Consider the following 17,459-nt stretch of genomic DNA (forward strand, 5'->3'; position numbering starts at 1 on the left):
CGTGAAGGCGGACGTACAGTAGGTGCAGGCGTGGTTTCAAAAATTCTTGAATAATCGAGAATAGAGAGACGATTACGTTAAGAAGGCTGCCGTTAGGTGGCCTTTTTTATGCGCGGCTAAAAATCATGGATGCTTCTATGGTTAGCGATATCGGGATACTTCGCCGGGAGAGCAATCCATGGGGTGGATGCGATGGCCATTGTTCCCGAGTCGGAAACTAAAAAGAGTTCGTTTTCTCACTACCGTAGATATACTTTTCTGGTATGATGTGCCCAGTTAGTCAACTTGTGATCGACTAAGGGTTACAATTTCAGCGAAAGCCCCTATAATATGGGGCTTTCTTTTACAGGGGAAGTTTCATGAACGGAACGGTCTCTCCTAAATCGAAGGTTGAGGTTTGAGTCCCTTGGCCCCTGTGAGTGTTACGCTGCCAGTTTTAGCAAGCCTCGATCAGCAATTGGACTCAGTTTTAAAAGGTAATTGAGCGTTGCATGGGCAGCGTTGTTTTTTGGTGTGGGATAACAGGTAGTTTATGTCAACGAATATAGAGAACCAGAGCGGGTCGATGGATGGCCTTAAATGGGTGATAGTCGCAATTCTCGTTGTAGCAGCAGTAGTCGGTAACTACTATTATTCGAATCTATCGATCCTGATTCGGGTGATTGGTGTTGTGATTGCGATCGCCATTGCGTTTGGTGTCGCAATGTTAACTGTGAAAGGCAAAGCTGTTTTTAGTTTCGCCAAAGAAGCGCGTACTGAAGTTCGCAAAGTGGTTTGGCCAACTCGTCAAGAAACTATTCAGACAACTTTGATTGTTTTGGCTGTATCGGCGGTCGTTGCATTAATTCTGTGGGGCTTAGATGGAGTTTTTGTTCGTTTGGTCGCCTTCATTACGGGAGTTAGCATTTAATGAGTGAAGAAGAACTGAAAAAACGCTGGTACGTTGTCCAAGCTTTTTCTGGCTATGAATCTCGCGTTGCTAAATCACTGCGTGAGCATATCAAAATTCATGAAAAAGAAGATTTGTTTGGTGAAGTGCTGGTTCCAACTGAAGAAGTTGTTGAGATGCGAGCTGGACAAAAACGGAAAAGCGAACGTAAATTCTTCCCCGGTTATGTGCTGGTTCAAATGCACATGAACGACGAAAGCTGGCATCTAGTGCGTAATGTTCCTCGGGTGATGGGATTCATCGGTGGAACACCGGAACGTCCAGCACCGATCAGCGATCGTGAAGCGGCTAAAATTTTAGATCGGTTGAATGAATCAGCTGATAAGCCACGGCCAAAAACATTGTTTGAACCCGGTGAAGTGGTTCGTGTTATCGAAGGCCCATTTGCTGACTTTAACGGAACGATCGAAGAAGTTGATTACGAGAAGAGTCGAGTTAAAGTTTCGGTCTTGATTTTTGGCCGAGCAACGCCTGTAGAGCTTGAATTTGGTCAGGTTGAAAAAGGCTGATTAATTTAGCAACAGTTATTGAGATAGGGCAGTGGATGATTTATAATCGCTGCCCTTTTGTTATATCGGGAAGCCAATATTCAGTCTGAATTGAGGCGCTACAACCCATTAGAGGTAATTTGCAATGGCAAAAAAAGTTGAAGCTTATATTAAGCTCCAGGTTGCAGCCGGTGCTGCTAACCCAAGTCCACCAGTTGGTCCAGCTCTGGGTCAGCATGGTGTGAACATCATGGAATTCTGTAAAGCGTTTAACGCACGTACTGACAGTCTCGAAAAAGGTGCTCCAGTTCCTGTCGTTATTACTGTATACAGTGACCGTTCTTTTACATTTGAAACTAAGACTCCACCGGCTTCTTATCTTCTGAAAAAAGCAGCGGGTATCAAATCTGGTTCAGGTGTACCGAACAAAGAAAAAGTAGGTACGGTAACCCGTGCTCAGCTTGAAGAGATCGCTAAAGTGAAAGAACCAGACTTAACTGGTGCTGACTTAGATGCGATGGTTCGTACAATTGCAGGATCTGCCCGCGCGATGGGCCTAGTGGTAGAGGGCTAAGACGATGGCAAAACTTTCAAAACGTATGCGTACCATTCGTGAAAAAATTGACTCAAGCAAAGATTATTCAGTTAATGAAGCCATTGCTTTGTTGAAAGAATTAGCAACTGCTAAATTCGTAGAAAGCGTTGATGCATCTGTAAACTTGGGTATTGATCCTCGTAAATCTGACCAGAACGTTCGTGGTGCAACTGTGTTGCCACATGGTACTGGCCGTACTGTTCGTGTCGCTGTATTCACTCAGGGTGCTAATGCTGACGCTGCGAAAGAAGCGGGTGCTGATATCGTGGGTATGGATGACTTAGCCGCTCAGGTTAAAGCAGGTGAAATGAACTTTGACGTCGTGATTGCTTCTCCGGATGCGATGCGCGTTGTAGGTCAGTTAGGTCAGATCTTAGGTCCTCGTGGCCTGATGCCTAACCCGAAAGTCGGTACTGTGACTCCTAACGTTGCTGAAGCGGTTCAGAACGCTAAAGCGGGTCAGGTTCGTTATCGTAACGACAAAAACGGTATTATTCATACGACTATCGGTAAAGCTAACTTTGATGATAACCAAATCAAAGAAAACCTGGAAGCTCTGCTAAACGCGCTGCGTAAAGCAAAACCTTCTCAATCTAAAGGGCAATACATTAAGAAAGTCAACCTGTCGACCACTATGGGTGCAGGTGTTTCTATTGATGTTGCATCTTTGGAACTTCAGGCTTAAGCTTGCAGGTTTACAAGGCGCGTAATTTGCTGTAAAATTACGCGCCTTAAGTTATGGGTTTGGGTTATTTTTAACCCACGTCCAAGACCGCAGGGGATAGTTTATCTTAAATAGCCTGCGCAGACGGTGAGGAACCCCTGAATAGTTTATGACTTATTCCGGATCCGTAGCCGTATCGATGCCCTAATCATCGGTTAGGGGAACATTAATACTAGGTTATCCTAGTTTGGAATCCAGGAGTAAAGCCAATGGCATTAAGACTCGAAGACAAAAAGCAAATTGTCGCTGACGTCAACGAAGCTGCCAAAGGTGCCCTTTCTGCTGTAGTCGCTGACTCTCGTGGTGTGACTGTAAGCGCTATGACTGAACTGCGTGCGAAAGCTCGTGCAGCTGGCGTTTATGTACGTGTTGTTCGCAACACATTAGCACGTCGCGCTGTAGAAGGCACTGACTTTGAATGTCTCGTAGATACATTCAAAGGTCCAACTTTGATTGCTTTCTCAAGCGAACATCCAGGTGCGGCTGCGCGTCTGTTTGAAGATTTCGCAAAAGTACAAGAGCATTTCGAAGTTAAAGCGGCAGCGTTTGAAGGCGCTTTAGCAGATGTTAGCGTTCTGGCGAAACTGCCAACTTACGACGAAGCGATCGCGAAACTGATGGCAACTATGAAAGAAGCCTCTGCTGGCAAACTGGTTCGTACCATTGCTGCAATTCGCGACCAGAAAGAACAAGCTGCAGCTTAAATTTGCAATTTGCTGCTTATCTGTATAAATTTTTACTAAGATTTAGGAATTTGAGTCATGTCTATCACTAAAGACCAAATCATCGAAGCTGTTGCTGAAATGTCAGTAATGGATGTTGTTGAACTGATCGAAGCAATGGAAGAAAAATTCGGCGTTTCTGCTGCTGCAGCTGTTGCTGTTGGCGCTGCTGACGCTGGTGCAGCTGCTGAAGAGCAGACTGAATTCGACGTAATCCTGAAAGCTGCTGGCGCGAACAAAGTTGCTGCTATTAAAGCGGTTCGTGGCGCAACTGGCTTGGGCTTGAAAGAAGCTAAAGCGATGGTTGAATCTGCACCTGTTGCTGTTAAAGAAGCTGTTTCTAAAGAAGAAGCAGAACAACTTAAAACTCAGCTTGAAGAAGCTGGTGCTGAAGTTGAAATTAAGTAATTTGCCAATAAGGCAAATTGCAGCCTGAATAAGGCATTGGCTGGTGATTTTTTAATCACCGGCCTTTTTGCGCTGTAGGACGTCGGTAATTTCACGTCATTTAGACTCGGCTTCCTGCGTATCAAGTATGCGTCTCTCCTGCGTACTTCAAACTAAGAAATGACGTAGTAAGAACTGTCCAATATGGGGCAGAGTGGGTCACTTATCAGCGAGCTGAGGAACCATATGGTTTACTCTTATACAGAGAAAAAACGCATTCGTAAGGACTTCGGGAAACGTCCACAAGTGGTAGATACACCTTACCTGTTATCTATTCAACTTGATTCCTTCGACAAATTTATCGAAGTCGATCCTGAAGGCGAGTATGGCCTGGAAGCAGCGTTCCGTAGTGTCTTCCCGATAGCTAGTTATTCTGGCTATTCTGAGTTGCAATATGTGAGTTATCGTTTAGGCGAACCGGTCTTTGACGTGAAAGAATGTCAGATTCGGGGGGTCACCTATTCGGCTCCACTACGGGTGAAGCTACGGTTGGTGCTATATGATAAAGATGCACCGGCGGGCACGGTCAAGGATATCAAAGAGCAAGAAGTCTACATGGGTGAAATTCCACTCATGACAGAAAACGGGACGTTTGTGATCAACGGAACCGAACGGGTTATCGTATCACAGTTGCATCGTAGTCCTGGGGTCTTCTTCGATCATGACCGAGGCAAAACTCATTCATCAGGGAAAGTTCTGTATAACGCCCGAGTGATCCCTTACCGTGGATCGTGGCTTGATTTTGAGTTCGATCCCAAAGATAACCTGTTTGTCCGGATTGACCGTCGTCGTAAGTTGCCTGCATCTATCATTTTGCGGGCATTGGATATGAGTAGTGAAGAAATCTTAAATTATTTCTTTGATACTACTGATTTTGAAATCCGTGATGGTAAAGTCTGGATGACTCTGGAACCTGCACGCCTTCGCGGTGATGTTGCTTCATTTGACATCATGCTGGGTGATGAAGTTCTGGTTGAAAAAGGTCGCCGTGTTACTGCACGTCATGTGCGCAAACTCGAAAAGGCCGCTGTCAACGAATTGGAAGTTCCGCTTGAATATTTAGCCGGTAAAGTTTTGGCTCACGATTATATCGATGAGACGACCGGAGAAGTGACTGCGGCTGCCAATACTGAATTAACAATGGAACTGGTTGCACAGTTAGTGCAGGCCGGTTACACAAAAATCACCACTATCTATACCAATGATTTAGATAACGGTGCATTTATCTCTGATACTTTGCGGGTTGATCCATCCACTAACCGTTTGGAAGCTCTGGTTGAAATTTACCGGATGATGCGCCCTGGTGAGCCACCGACAAAAGATGCGGCGGAAGCGTTGTTTGACAACCTGTTCTTCAGTGCTGAGCGTTATGATTTGTCGACCGTTGGCCGGATGAAATTTAACAGTCGTGTTGAACGGGAAGATGGTAACGAAGCGGGTGTTCTGGATAAAGACGATATCCTGTTGGTGATCAAAACCCTGATCGATATTCGTAACGGTCATGGTGATGTCGATGATATCGACCATCTGGGTAACCGCCGTATCCGCTGTGTTGGTGAAATGGCAGAAAACCAATTCCGCGTCGGTTTGGTCCGTGTGGAACGTGCGGTTCGTGAACGGTTGAGCTTGGGTGATCTGGATGCGTTGATGCCACAGGATCTAATCAACGCCAAACCGATTTCTGCGGCGGTGAAAGAGTTCTTTGGTTCGTCACAGCTGTCTCAGTTTATGGACCAAAACAACCCGTTGTCAGAAGTGACTCATAAACGTCGTGTTTCTGCGTTAGGCCCGGGCGGTCTGACTCGTGAACGCGCCGGATTTGAAGTCCGAGACGTACACCCAACCCATTATGGTCGGTTGTGCCCAATTGAAACGCCTGAAGGTCCAAACATTGGTTTGATCAACTCATTGGCGGTTTATTCTCGGACTAACGATTATGGTTTCTTAGAAACACCTTATCGCCGTGTGAACGATTGCGTGATCACCGATGATGTCGAATTTTTGTCTGCGATTGACGAAGGTAAATATATCATCGCACAGGCAAATGCGCCGGTAGATGCTGAAGGCCGTTTAACCGGGGAACTGGTTCCATGTCGTCACCGTGGTGATTCAACCTATGCGACACCGGATCAGGTCCAGTTTATGGACGTATCGCCTCAGCAGATTATTTCTGTCGCGGCATCATTGATCCCATTCCTTGAACATGATGATGCGAACCGAGCCCTGATGGGATCGAACATGCAACGTCAGGCGGTACCGACCATTCGCTCCGACAAACCATTAGTGGGAACCGGGATCGAACGCGCGGTAGCGGTCGACTCAGGTGTGACTGTGGTGGCTAAACGCGGTGGTGTTGTGGATTACGCCGATGCCTCGCGTATCGTGATTAAAGTGAATGATGATGAACTTCGTCCTGGCGAAGCCGGTATCGATATTTACACATTGACTAAATATACCCGTTCGAACCAAAACACTTGTATCAACCAGCGCCCTGTGGTTGCAACCGGTGAACCGGTGATGAAAGGTGACGTGTTGGCCGATGGTCCATCTACCGATTTAGGTGAGCTGGCTCTGGGTCAGAACATGCGTGTCGCGTTCATGCCTTGGAACGGTTACAACTATGAAGACTCCATCTTGCTGAATGAAGATGTAGTTAAGGAAGATCGCTTCACTACGATTCATATTCAGGAGCTGTCTTGTATTGCTCGTGATACCAAACTGGGTAGCGAAGAGATCTCTGCCGATATCCCTAATGTGGGTGAATCGGCGCTGTCTAAATTAGATGAATCCGGGATTGTATACGTCGGTGCAGAAGTGAAACCGGGCGATATCCTGGTGGGTAAAGTCACTCCTAAAGGTGAAACCCAGCTGACTCCGGAAGAAAAACTGTTGCGTGCGATCTTTGGTGAAAAAGCCTCTGACGTGAAAGACACATCACTGCGGGTACCGAATTCAACTTACGGTACGGTCATTGATATCCAAGTCTTTACCCGTGACGGTGTTGAAAAAGATAAACGAGCGATCGAAATTCAGGATATGCAGCTACGTGAAGCGAAAAAAGACCTGACTGAAGAATTTAAAATCTTCGAAGAGGGAATTTTGGCGCGTGCTAAGTCATTGTTACTCGGTGCGGGGCGTAGCGAAGCTGAACTGGCTCGGATGAAACCGGCGGATTGGTTTGAGCTAGCATTAGTTGATGAAGAAGCTCAGACTCATTTAGAACAGATCGCGGATCAATACGAAGAACTCAAAGCAGACTTTGAGAAAAAACTGGATATCAAACGCCGTAAAATCACCCAAGGTGATGATTTGGCCCCTGGTGTTCTGAAAATCGTCAAAGTTTATCTGGCTGTCAAACGTCGCATTCAGCCGGGTGACAAAATGGCGGGTCGTCACGGTAACAAAGGGGTGGTTTCAATTATCGTTCCTCGTGAAGACATGCCATACGATGAAACCGGGCGTCCGGTTGATATCGCGCTGAACCCACTGGGGGTACCATCGCGTATGAACATTGGGCAGATTTTGGAAACCCATCTAGGGATGGCAGCCAAAGGTGTCGGTGAAAAAATCGACAAAATGCTCAAAGATCAACGTGGTGTAGAACTTGAAAAACTGCGTGATTTCATCCAGAAAGTTTATGATCTGGGGCATACTCGTCAGCAGATTAATCTGAAAGAGTTCAGTGATGAAGCGTTGATGACACTAGCGCAGAATCTGCGTAAAGGGGTGCCTATGGCAACTCCTGCGTTTGATGGGGCTCATGAGCCTGAAATCAAAGAGATGCTGCGTCTGGCTGATATTCCTGACTCGGGTCAGATCCAGTTATACGATGGTCGTACCGGGATGCCGTTTGAACGGCAGACAACCGTGGGCTATATGTACATGCTGAAATTGAACCACTTGGTTGATGATAAAATGCATGCGCGTTCAACCGGTTCTTATAGCTTGGTTACACAGCAGCCACTGGGTGGTAAAGCTCAGTTCGGTGGTCAGCGTTTTGGTGAGATGGAAGTGTGGGCCCTGGAAGCATATGGTGCTGCATATACCTTGCAGGAAATGTTGACTGTGAAATCGGATGACGTGAATGGCCGTACGAAAATGTACAAAAACATTGTCGATGGCAACCATCAGATGGAACCGGGTATCCCTGAATCATTCAACGTATTGCTGAAAGAGATCCGTTCGCTCGGTATTAATATCGAACTGGACCAAAATTAATAACGGCCCGTCGGGTTACTGAATGTTGGAAGCAGGCATGGTCCTGCTTCCGCGAGGTTTGACTCCACACTGGAGAGAAACGTGAAAGACTTACTTAAGTTTCTTAAGCAACAAAACAAAACTGAAGAGTTTGAAGGGATCAAAATTGGTTTGGCTTCCCCAGATCAAATTCGCAGCTGGTCGTTTGGTGAAGTGAAAAAACCAGAAACGATCAACTACCGAACTTTCAAACCTGAACGTGATGGTTTGTTCTGTGCTCGGATTTTTGGTCCGGTCAAAGACTATGAATGTTTGTGTGGGAAATACAAACGTTTAAAACACCGCGGCGTGATCTGTGAAAAATGTGGTGTAGAAGTAACGCAGTCCAAAGTGCGTCGTGAACGGATGGGGCACATTGAACTGGCTTCACCTGTTGCGCATATCTGGTTTTTGAAATCACTGCCATCTCGTATCGGGTTGTTGCTAGATATGACCCTTCGTGATATCGAACGGGTTTTATATTTTGAATCATTCGTAGTGACCGAAGCGGGTATGACAACGCTTGAACGTGGGCAGATGCTCACTGAAGAGCAGTATCTAGATTCGCTGGAAGAATACGGCGATGAATTTGAAGCTAAAATGGGTGCCGAAGCCGTACTTGATCTGCTGCGGGACATTGATTTAGCGAAAGAAATCGGCGAAATGCGTGAAGAACTGGGTTCAACTAACTCAGAAACTAAACGTAAAAAATTGACTAAACGTCTGAAACTAATGGAAGCGTTTGAAGAGTCAGGCAACAAACCAGAATGGATGATTATGACTGTTCTGCCGGTGTTGCCACCTGATCTGCGTCCTTTGGTTCCTCTGGACGGTGGTCGTTTCGCAACTTCTGATTTAAACGATTTGTATCGCCGTGTGATCAACCGTAACAACCGTCTGAAACGACTGTTGGATCTGGCTGCACCTGATATTATCGTCCGTAACGAAAAACGGATGTTGCAGGAAGCGGTTGACGCCTTGTTGGATAACGGTCGTCGCGGCCGTGCGATTACTGGCTCTAACCGTCGTCCTCTGAAATCTTTGGCTGATATGATCAAAGGTAAACAAGGGCGTTTCCGTCAGAACTTGTTGGGTAAACGTGTTGACTATTCAGGCCGTTCAGTTATTACAGTAGGTCCATACTTGCGTCTGCATCAGTGTGGTCTGCCTAAGAAAATGGCTCTGGAACTGTTCAAACCATTCATCTACGGCAAACTGGAAGCGCGTGGTCTGGCTACGACGATCAAAGCCGCGAAGAAAATGGTTGAACGTGAAGGCGGTGAAGTTTGGGATATCTTAGAAGAAGTTATCCGTGAACATCCGGTGATGTTGAACCGTGCGCCAACACTGCACCGTCTGGGTATTCAGGCGTTTGAACCCGTCCTCATCGAAGGTAAAGCAATGCAGTTGCACCCATTGGTGTGTGCGGCGTATAACGCGGACTTCGACGGTGACCAGATGGCGGTTCACGTTCCATTGACACTTGAAGCGCAGTTAGAAGCTCGCTCATTGATGATGTCAACTAACAACGTTTTGTCGCCAGCAAACGGTGATCCAATCATTGTGCCTTCTCAGGACGTGGTGTTGGGTCTGTATTACATGACCCGTTCCAAAATCAATGTGGCTGGTGAAGGCATGTTGTTGGAAGGGCCTAAAGAAGCTGAAAAACTTTATCGTGCCGGTATTGTTGATCTGCATGCCCGTGTAAAAGTGCGTATCCGCGAAGTAATTGTGGCAGAAGATGGTTCTCGCAATGAAAAAATTGAATTAAAAGATACCACGGTGGGTCGTGCGATTTTATGGACGATTGTTCCTGATGGCATGCCTTTTGAACTGGCTGACCAAGCACTGGGTAAAAAGCAGATCTCGAAACTGATCAACGTTTGTTATCGACGTTTAGGTCTGAAAGAGTCGGTCATTTTTGCAGACCAGTTGATGTATACCGGTTATCACTATGCGACATTGTCTGGTATTTCTATCGGGATTAACGATATGGAAATCCCACCAGAAAAAGCACAGATTATCGGTGATGCTGAAGCGGAAGTGACTGAAATTCAGGAACAGTTCCAGAGTGGTTTGGTAACAGCTGGCGAACGTTACAACAAAGCGATCGATATCTGGGCTACTGCTAACGATAAATTGTCCAAAGCAATGATGTCGAACCTGTCGACCGAAACGGTGATTAACCGTGATGGCGAAGAAGAAACTCAGGATTCATTCAACAGTATTTATATGATGGCTGATTCCGGGGCTCGTGGTAGTGCGGCTCAGATCCGTCAGTTGGCCGGTATGCGTGGTTTGATGGCGAAACCAGATGGTTCGATCATTGAAACCCCCATTATTTCGAACTTCCGTGAAGGTTTGAACGTACTCCAGTACTTCATCTCAACTCACGGTGCTCGTAAAGGTTTGGCCGATACCGCACTGAAAACAGCAAACTCAGGTTATTTGACTCGCCGATTGGTGGATGTGGCACAGGATCTGGTGATCGTGGCTGATGACTGTGGTACGCATAATGGTGTGGTCATGACTCCGCTCATCGAAGGCGGTGATGTGGTTGAACCGCTGCGTGAACGAGTACTGGGTCGTGTGGTTGCCGAAGATGTGATCAAACCGGGGACTGAAAGTGAAGTTCTGGTTGAACGTAATACATTGCTCGACGAAAAACTGTGTGATCTGCTCGAAGATAATTCAGTAGACCACGTTAAAGTTCGCTCAGTGATTAGCTGTGACGTGGATTACGGTGTTTGTGCGAAATGTTATGGCCGTGATTTGGCTCGAGGTCATCTAGTTGGTATCGGTGAAGCGGTGGGTGTTGTGGCAGCACAATCCATTGGTGAACCAGGTACACAGTTGACCATGCGTACGTTCCATATTGGTGGTGCAGCATCTCGTGCAGCGGCTGAAAGTAATATTCAGGTGAAAAACTCCGGTTCGGTGAAACTACATAACGCCAAATATGTGAAAAACTCTGAAGGTAAAGTGGTTATCACATCGCGTTCGACTGAACTGACCATTATTGATGATCTGGGTCGTACGAAAGAAAGTCATAAACTGACTTACGGTAGTATTCTGGAAGCTCAGGATGGTGGTGAAGTGAAAGCGGGTGATATCGTGGCCAACTGGGATCCACATACACACCCAATTATCACTGAAGTAGCGGGTCATATTAAATTTGTTGATATGATCGAAGGTGTGACCATTAGTCGTCAGACTGATGAATTGACCGGTTTGTCCAGCATCGTGGTTATGGATGCGAACGAACGTCCCGGGACCGGTAAAGAGATGCGGCCAATGGTGAAAATGGTCGGCGATAATGGTGAGGATCTGATGATCCCTGGTACCGAAGTCGTTGCATCTTACTTCTTGCCGGGTAAAGCGATTGTAAACCTCGAAGATGGTGCAGTCGTAAACATTGGTGACGCTCTGGCTCGTATTCCACAAGAATCTGGTGGTACTAAAGATATTACCGGGGGTCTGCCACGAGTAGCCGACTTGTTTGAAGCGCGTCAGCCGAAAGAACCTGCGATTTTGGCCGAGATTACCGGTACCATTAGTTACGGTAAAGAGACTAAGGGTAAACGTCGCTTAGTGATTACTCCGTCAGAAGGTGAAGCATACGAAGAGATGATCCCTAAATGGCGTAACCTGAACGTGTTCGAAGGTGAAAAAGTTCAGCGAGGTGAAGTGATCGCTGATGGTCCTGAGTCTCCACACGATATTCTGCGGTTACGTGGTATCGGTGCAGTCGCAAGCTATATCGTCAATGAAGTGCAAGACGTTTACCGTCTGCAGGGTGTGAAAATCAATGATAAACACATTGAAACGATCGTCCGCCAGATGTTGCGTAAGTGCATCATTGTCAATGCCGGTGACACAACCTTCTTACCGGGTGAACAGCTTGAAGTGGCTCGGGTGAACATTGAAAACCGTCGTTTGATTGCTGAAGGTAAACAGCCTGCAACATTCCAACGTGAACTGTTAGGTATTACCAAAGCATCGCTGTCGACTGAATCGTTCATCTCAGCGGCGTCGTTCCAGGAAACCACTCGAGTTCTAACTGAAGCGGCCGTGAGCGGTAAACGTGATGAACTGCGGGGCCTGAAAGAGAACGTGATTGTGGGTCGTTTGATCCCTGCCGGTACTGGCTATGCGTATCATCAGAAACGGCGTGCCAATAATGAGCCTGCTCCGCAGGTAACTGCTGATGAAGCAGAACAAAATCTGGCCGATCTGTTGAATGCAGCCGATCAAAGTAGTGACGAGTAATTATACCGAGTCATGAACGGTTAATGTGTGTATTAAAAGGCAGCTTCGGCTGCCTTTTTTAATTTGTAATTATTGGATCCATCACTGGACATTGACAAACGCTTCAATGCTGCACACACTGGGCGTTTTAGTGAGTCGTGATATACCTAAAAGGATAAACTGATGAGTAAACAAATTGTGTCGACTGCCGATGCACCTGCAGCGATTGGCCCTTATTCTCAAGCCTGTAAATTAGATGGTTTTATTTATACATCAGGCCAAATTCCTCTCGATCCGAAAACAATGGAACTTGTTAACGGTGATATTAAAGTGCAGGCTAAACAAGTGATGGAAAATTTGATGGCGGTATTGGATGCGGCAGGTGCAGATGCCACTACTGTGATTAAAACGACTTGTTTTTTAAGTAATATGAACGACTTCGTTGCATTTAATGAAGTCTATGGCGAGTATTTTAAAGAAAACGCCCCGGCTCGGTCATGCGTTGAAGTCGCTCGTCTACCCAAAGATGTACTCGTCGAAGTTGAAGTGATAGCACACGTAAAATAATGTCGCTGAGCTACACGTTAGTTGTGACCCAAAGTAGTTATGGGATGCAAGGTGGCACTACCGCCTTGCACTTTGCCAAGGCTGTTTTGGAAAAAGGACATACACTGAACAGTGTATTCTTTTATATGGATGGGACGCTGCACGCTAATATGTTGCAGTATCCGGCTTCTGATGAATTGAATCTATTTCAGCAATGGTCCTTGTTGGCTGAACAATATGCTTGTCCGTTATTGGTTTGTGTGAGTGCTGCCGAGCGGCGCGGGGTTGTGGGAAGTGTTCAGGCTACCGCAAACCATTGGCCGCATTTTAATCTGGATCGTCCCTTTGAAGTTGCAGGACTGGCGGAGCTAAGTATGGCCATGCTCAGTAGTGATCGGGTTGTGCAATTGTGAAATCGATTCTTTTTATTTTAAGTCAGCCTCCGCATGGGACCAGTTCCGCTCGAGAAGCATTAGATGCGATTCTAGCGGCTTCAGCCGTGACGGATGAGATAAGTATCTTGTTTAGCGGCGATGGGGTCTGGCAGTTAGTCGGTGGACAAAATCCGCAAGCAATTGGACAACGGCATATTGAACCGACGTATGGGATGCTCGATCTCTATGATATTCAATCGATTTATCTGGATGGGAACGCTTTAGCCGCTCGTGCTCTTGATGCAAATGCTCTGATTTTAAAAGGGGATGTCTTATCGGCACAGCAGCAGCAGGCATTACTTCATCGCCATTCTATTATTCTGAGATTTTAAATGTTACACGTATATCGCCGGAGTGAATATCCGTCTTCAACTTTCGATCAGTGTTGGCAGATGCTTGCACAAGACGATGTGGTTTTGTTGATCGAGAATGGAGTTTATCTCTGGTGCTATGAGGATCCCCGTATTCAACAATTAGCCCAGCAGCAGCGATTGTTTTTGTTAGCTGATGATGTAACGGCCCGGGCGATTGATGTTCCTCTCGACTTTCAGTTATCCATGACTCAATGGGTGGAGTTGACTGAAAATCATAGCCAGCTCATCACGTGGTCATGATCATAGTATTGTGGGTATAGCGCGCTTATAATAGCAGGCGTTTCTATCATGATTTATTCTAGAATTTCCGTCTATAATCGGTGGGATAGCTTGACTCTGATAGGACAAGCGAATAAAATTTCGCCTCCCCGATCCTCGGGGGATTTTTCACATACATAAAAAGTTAAACCAGGAGCTATTTTCAATGGCAACCATTAACCAGTTGGTTCGCAACTCGCGTAGCCCAAAAGTTGTTAAAAACAACGTTCCGGCTTTGCAAGCGTGCCCACAACGTCGTGGTGTTTGTACTCGTGTGTACACCACTACACCTAAAAAACCTAACTCAGCACTTCGTAAAGTTGCTCGTGTTCGTTTGACTAACGGTTATGAAGTGACTTCATATATCGGTGGTGAAGGACACAACTTGCAGGAACACTCCGTGATCCTGATTCGTGGGGGTCGTGTTAAAGACTTACCAGGTGTTCGTTATCATACCGTTCGCGGCGCACTTGACTGCGCAGGCGTGAATGACCGTCGTCAAGGTCGTTCTAAATATGGTGCGAAACGGCCTAAATCTTAATGGTTCTCCGTTAAGTAAGGCCAAACATTCATTTTACGAAGTTTTTTAATTTTCGTTTTGGGGTAACCTGAAGCATATCGGAGAATACTAAGATGCCAAGACGTCGCGTCATCGGTCAACGTAAAATTCTGCCAGATCCTAAGTTCGGATCTGAGTTGTTGGCTAAATTCGTCAACGTAGTTATGGTTGACGGCAAAAAATCTATTTCTGAAAAAATTGTATATGGTGCACTGGATATTGCTGCTGAAAAATCAGGCAAAGGTCATCAGGAAATTTTTGAAGTAGCACTGGAAAATGTTCGTCCATCTGTGGAAGTTAAATCTCGCCGTGTTGGTGGTTCAACTTACCAGGTACCAGTTGAAGTTCGCCCTGTTCGTCGGAACACATTGGGGATGCGCTGGTTGGTGGATGCAGCACGTGGTCGTGGTGAAAAATCGATGGCTCAGCGTTTAGCCGGAGAAATCCTGGACGCCGCTGAGAACAAAGGCTCTGCAGTGAAAAAACGTGAAGACGTTCACCGCATGGCTGACGCAAACAAAGCGTTTGCACATTACCGTTGGTAATCAGTTACTGCTGGTAATACAATTCGCGGCAGCGTTCTGCTGCCGCTATTTATCAGTCACATCTAAGGGCATGCCCTTAGTAAGAGGATAAGAATGGCTCGCTCAACTCCCATCGAGCTCTACCGTAACATCGGTATCTGTGCTCACGTGGACGCTGGTAAAACAACTACTACAGAACGTATTCTTTTTTACACCGGATTGTCTCATAAAATTGGTGAAGTACATGATGGTGCTGCAACAATGGACTGGATGGAGCAGGAGCAGGAACGAGGTATCACAATTACTTCGGCTGCGACTACGACTTTCTGGCAAGGTATGCAGGCACAGTATCCCCGCCATCGTATTAACATTATCGACACCCCTGGACATGTTGACTTCACTATTGAAGTTGAACGATCGCTGCGCGTGTTGGACGGTGCTGTTGTTGTATTCTGTGGTGCATCTGGGGTGGAACCTCAATCTGAAACAGTTTGGCGCCAGGCTGATAAATATCATGTTCCTCGGATGGTCTTCGTTAACAAGATGGACCGTGCTGGTGCTGATTTTGAACGTGTTGTAGAGCAGATCCGTCATCGCTTAGGGGCGACTTGTGTGCCAATTCAACTGAATATTGGCGCAGAAGATGAGTTCAAGGGCGTGATTGACCTGATCAAAATGAAGGCGATCAACTGGAGTGAAGCGGATCAGGGTATGACGTTTACCTATGATGAGATCCCAGCTGAACTGGCCGATAAAGCCGCTGAAATGCGCGAATATATGGTTGAGTCTGCAGCAGAAGCAACCGAAGAGCTGATGGAAAAATACCTGGAAGAAGGTGAACTGTCAGAAGAAGAGATTCGTCAGGGTTTACGCCAACGAACTCTGAATAATGAAATCGTTGTGGCTACCTGTGGTAGTGCCTTTAAAAACAAAGGTGTACAGGCGGTCTTGGATGCAGTGATTGAATATATGCCATCGCCTATCGATGTTCCATCGATTAAAGGTGAAGATGAAGATGGTAATGAAATTTTACGTCATGCTGACGACAATGAGCCATTTTCAGCATTGGCATTTAAGATTGCGACCGATCCTTTTGTAGGTTCTTTAACCTTCTTACGCGTGTATTCCGGTGTCGTCAACTCGGGCGATCAGGTTTATAACTCTGTGAAGCTCAAAAAAGAACGTATTGGTCGTATCGTGCAGATGCACTCCAATGATCGTAAAGAGATTAAAGAAATCCGTGCGGGTGATATCGCGGCCGCGATTGGCCTGAAAGATGTCACCACTGGTGACACCTTATGTGATATGGATAGCAAAGTAGTTCTGGAACGAATGGAGTTTCCTGAACCTGTGATTTCGATTGCCGTTGAGCCTAAAACTAAAGCAGACCAGGAAAAAATGGGGATCGCTTTAGGCAAACTAGCGGCAGAAGATCCATCATTCCGGGTAATGACCGATGAAGAGTCCGGTCAAACTATTATTTCCGGAATGGGGGAACTGCACCTTGATATTATTGTTGACCGCTTAAGACGTGAATTTAAAGTCGAATGTAATGTCGGTAAACCGCAAGTGGCTTATCGTGAAACCATTCGCAAAGCCGTTGAAGTTGAAGGCAAATTTGTACGTCAATCCGGTGGCCGGGGTCAGTATGGTCATGTGTGGTTAAAACTGGAACCTCGGGAACCCGGTAGTGGTTACGAATTCGAGAATAAAATCGTGGGTGGGGTTGTTCCAAAAGAATATATCCCTGCAATCGATAAAGGTGCCCAAGAGCAAATGGGACAAGGCGTGTTGGCCGGTTACCCCATGCTGGACGTGAAAGTAACCTTGTTCGATGGTTCATATCACGATGTTGACTCGAATGAGATGGCATTTAAGATCGCGGCATCGATGGGCTTTAGAAAAGGGGCTTTGGAAGCACACCCCGTTCTGCTTGAGCCTATGATGAAGGTCGAAGTTACCACTCCAGAAGAATGGATGGGTGATGTTGTCGGTGACTTGAATCGTCGTCGTGGTATGATTGAAGGTATGGATGATGGAGCTGTTGGTTTAAAAGTCATTCATGCCAAAGTGCCACTAGCTGAAATGTTCGGCTATGCAACTGACTTGCGTTCTGCAACGCAGGGACGTGCGTCATATTCGATGGAATTCCTTGAATATAACGAAGCGCCAAAAAATGTTGCAGAAGCTATAATTGAAGCTAAAACTAAATAAATCCATTTAGACGAGGCCTGCTCGTTTGTAGGGCAGGTTTGATTAAACTAGAAGGTACACGCTGTGTCTAAAGAAAAATTTGAACGTTCGAAACCGCACGTTAACGTTGGCACCATTGGTCACGTTGACCACGGTAAAACT

Annotated in this window: 15 protein-coding genes and 1 pseudogene; all 16 read left to right on the plus strand. The window is 46.3% G+C overall.

Annotated features, from left to right (window positions below):
• Positions 1–532: 532 nt before the first annotated feature.
• Positions 533–910, plus strand: a complete 378-nt coding sequence (gene secE, locus ABUE20_RS18880; RefSeq protein WP_408621520.1) for a preprotein translocase subunit SecE — start codon at positions 533–535, stop codon at positions 908–910.
• Positions 910–1,458, plus strand: coding sequence for a transcription termination/antitermination protein NusG (gene nusG, locus ABUE20_RS18885; RefSeq protein WP_408621521.1), 549 nt, complete (start codon positions 910–912; stop codon positions 1,456–1,458). Before secE ends, nusG begins: the two co-directional genes overlap by 1 nt.
• A gap of 124 nt (positions 1,459–1,582) precedes the next feature.
• Positions 1,583–2,011 carry a 50S ribosomal protein L11 gene (rplK, locus tag ABUE20_RS18890; RefSeq protein WP_408621522.1) on the plus strand — a complete coding sequence of 143 codons (429 nt, stop codon included), beginning with the start codon at positions 1,583–1,585 and terminating at the stop codon, positions 2,009–2,011.
• Between the two features lie 4 nt (positions 2,012–2,015).
• Positions 2,016–2,717, plus strand: a complete 702-nt coding sequence (gene rplA, locus ABUE20_RS18895) for a 50S ribosomal protein L1 (protein ID WP_408621523.1) — start codon at positions 2,016–2,018, stop codon at positions 2,715–2,717.
• A 248-nt stretch (positions 2,718–2,965) separates the two neighbouring features.
• Positions 2,966–3,460, plus strand: a complete 495-nt coding sequence (gene rplJ, locus ABUE20_RS18900; protein WP_408621524.1) for a 50S ribosomal protein L10 — start codon at positions 2,966–2,968, stop codon at positions 3,458–3,460.
• 57 nt (positions 3,461–3,517) lie between these two features.
• Positions 3,518–3,886, plus strand: coding sequence for a 50S ribosomal protein L7/L12 (rplL, locus tag ABUE20_RS18905; protein ID WP_408621525.1), 369 nt, complete (start codon positions 3,518–3,520; stop codon positions 3,884–3,886).
• 225 nt (positions 3,887–4,111) lie between these two features.
• The gene (gene rpoB / locus ABUE20_RS18910; protein WP_408621526.1) at positions 4,112–8,143 is read left to right on the plus strand and encodes a DNA-directed RNA polymerase subunit beta; all 4,032 of its coding nucleotides are present in this window, start codon (positions 4,112–4,114) and stop codon (positions 8,141–8,143) included.
• An 81-nt stretch (positions 8,144–8,224) separates the two neighbouring features.
• A complete protein-coding gene (gene rpoC / locus ABUE20_RS18915) occupies positions 8,225–12,430 on the plus strand; it encodes a DNA-directed RNA polymerase subunit beta' (protein WP_408621528.1) in 4,206 nt (1,401 codons plus the stop codon).
• Between the two features lie 162 nt (positions 12,431–12,592).
• Positions 12,593–12,976, plus strand: coding sequence for a RidA family protein (locus ABUE20_RS18920; protein WP_408621529.1), 384 nt, complete (start codon positions 12,593–12,595; stop codon positions 12,974–12,976).
• Positions 12,976–13,368 (plus strand): sulfurtransferase complex subunit TusD, encoded by a 393-nt coding sequence (gene tusD, locus ABUE20_RS18925; protein ID WP_408621531.1) that lies wholly within the window; start codon positions 12,976–12,978, stop codon positions 13,366–13,368. Before ABUE20_RS18920 ends, tusD begins: the two co-directional genes overlap by 1 nt.
• On the plus strand, positions 13,365–13,721 hold the full coding sequence (gene tusC / locus ABUE20_RS18930) for a sulfurtransferase complex subunit TusC (RefSeq protein ID WP_408621532.1): 357 nt from the start codon (positions 13,365–13,367) through the stop codon (positions 13,719–13,721). The genes tusD and tusC overlap by 4 nt, the downstream gene beginning before the upstream one ends.
• The gene (tusB, locus tag ABUE20_RS18935) at positions 13,722–14,003 is read left to right on the plus strand and encodes a sulfurtransferase complex subunit TusB (protein ID WP_408621533.1); all 282 of its coding nucleotides are present in this window, start codon (positions 13,722–13,724) and stop codon (positions 14,001–14,003) included.
• Positions 14,004–14,187: 184 nt separating this feature from the next.
• Complete coding sequence (gene rpsL / locus ABUE20_RS18940; protein ID WP_408621534.1) at positions 14,188–14,562, plus strand: 30S ribosomal protein S12; 375 nt, start codon at positions 14,188–14,190, stop codon at positions 14,560–14,562.
• Positions 14,563–14,654: 92 nt separating this feature from the next.
• Complete coding sequence (gene rpsG, locus ABUE20_RS18945) at positions 14,655–15,125, plus strand: 30S ribosomal protein S7 (protein ID WP_408621535.1); 471 nt, start codon at positions 14,655–14,657, stop codon at positions 15,123–15,125.
• A 93-nt stretch (positions 15,126–15,218) separates the two neighbouring features.
• On the plus strand, positions 15,219–17,318 hold the full coding sequence (gene fusA, locus ABUE20_RS18950; protein WP_408621536.1) for an elongation factor G: 2,100 nt from the start codon (positions 15,219–15,221) through the stop codon (positions 17,316–17,318).
• A gap of 63 nt (positions 17,319–17,381) precedes the next feature.
• Positions 17,382–17,459, plus strand: a pseudogene (locus tag ABUE20_RS18955) (GTP-binding protein); the annotation flags it as partial.

The organism is Celerinatantimonas marina (assembly GCF_046054165.1).
Taxonomy (GTDB): Bacteria; Pseudomonadota; Gammaproteobacteria; order Enterobacterales; family Celerinatantimonadaceae; genus Celerinatantimonas.

Bases quoted from the DNA above. Each gene is read 5' to 3' on its own strand.
- rplJ (WP_408621524.1), top strand. From the start codon at position 2,966: ATGGCATTAAGACTCGAAGACAAAAAGCAAATTGTCGCTGACGTCAAC.
- fusA (WP_408621536.1), top strand. From the start codon at position 15,219: ATGGCTCGCTCAACTCCCATCGAGCTCTACCGTAACATCGGTATCTGT.
- rpsL (WP_408621534.1), top strand. From the start codon at position 14,188: ATGGCAACCATTAACCAGTTGGTTCGCAACTCGCGTAGCCCAAAAGTT.
- secE (WP_408621520.1), top strand. From the start codon at position 533: ATGTCAACGAATATAGAGAACCAGAGCGGGTCGATGGATGGCCTTAAA.
- nusG (WP_408621521.1), top strand. From the start codon at position 910: ATGAGTGAAGAAGAACTGAAAAAACGCTGGTACGTTGTCCAAGCTTTT.
- rplK (WP_408621522.1), top strand. From the start codon at position 1,583: ATGGCAAAAAAAGTTGAAGCTTATATTAAGCTCCAGGTTGCAGCCGGT.
- tusB (WP_408621533.1), top strand. From the start codon at position 13,722: ATGTTACACGTATATCGCCGGAGTGAATATCCGTCTTCAACTTTCGAT.
- rpsG (WP_408621535.1), top strand. From the start codon at position 14,655: ATGCCAAGACGTCGCGTCATCGGTCAACGTAAAATTCTGCCAGATCCT.
- rplL (WP_408621525.1), top strand. From the start codon at position 3,518: ATGTCTATCACTAAAGACCAAATCATCGAAGCTGTTGCTGAAATGTCA.
- tusD (WP_408621531.1), top strand. From the start codon at position 12,976: ATGTCGCTGAGCTACACGTTAGTTGTGACCCAAAGTAGTTATGGGATG.
- ABUE20_RS18920 (WP_408621529.1), top strand. From the start codon at position 12,593: ATGAGTAAACAAATTGTGTCGACTGCCGATGCACCTGCAGCGATTGGC.
- rpoB (WP_408621526.1), top strand. From the start codon at position 4,112: ATGGTTTACTCTTATACAGAGAAAAAACGCATTCGTAAGGACTTCGGG.
- rplA (WP_408621523.1), top strand. From the start codon at position 2,016: ATGGCAAAACTTTCAAAACGTATGCGTACCATTCGTGAAAAAATTGAC.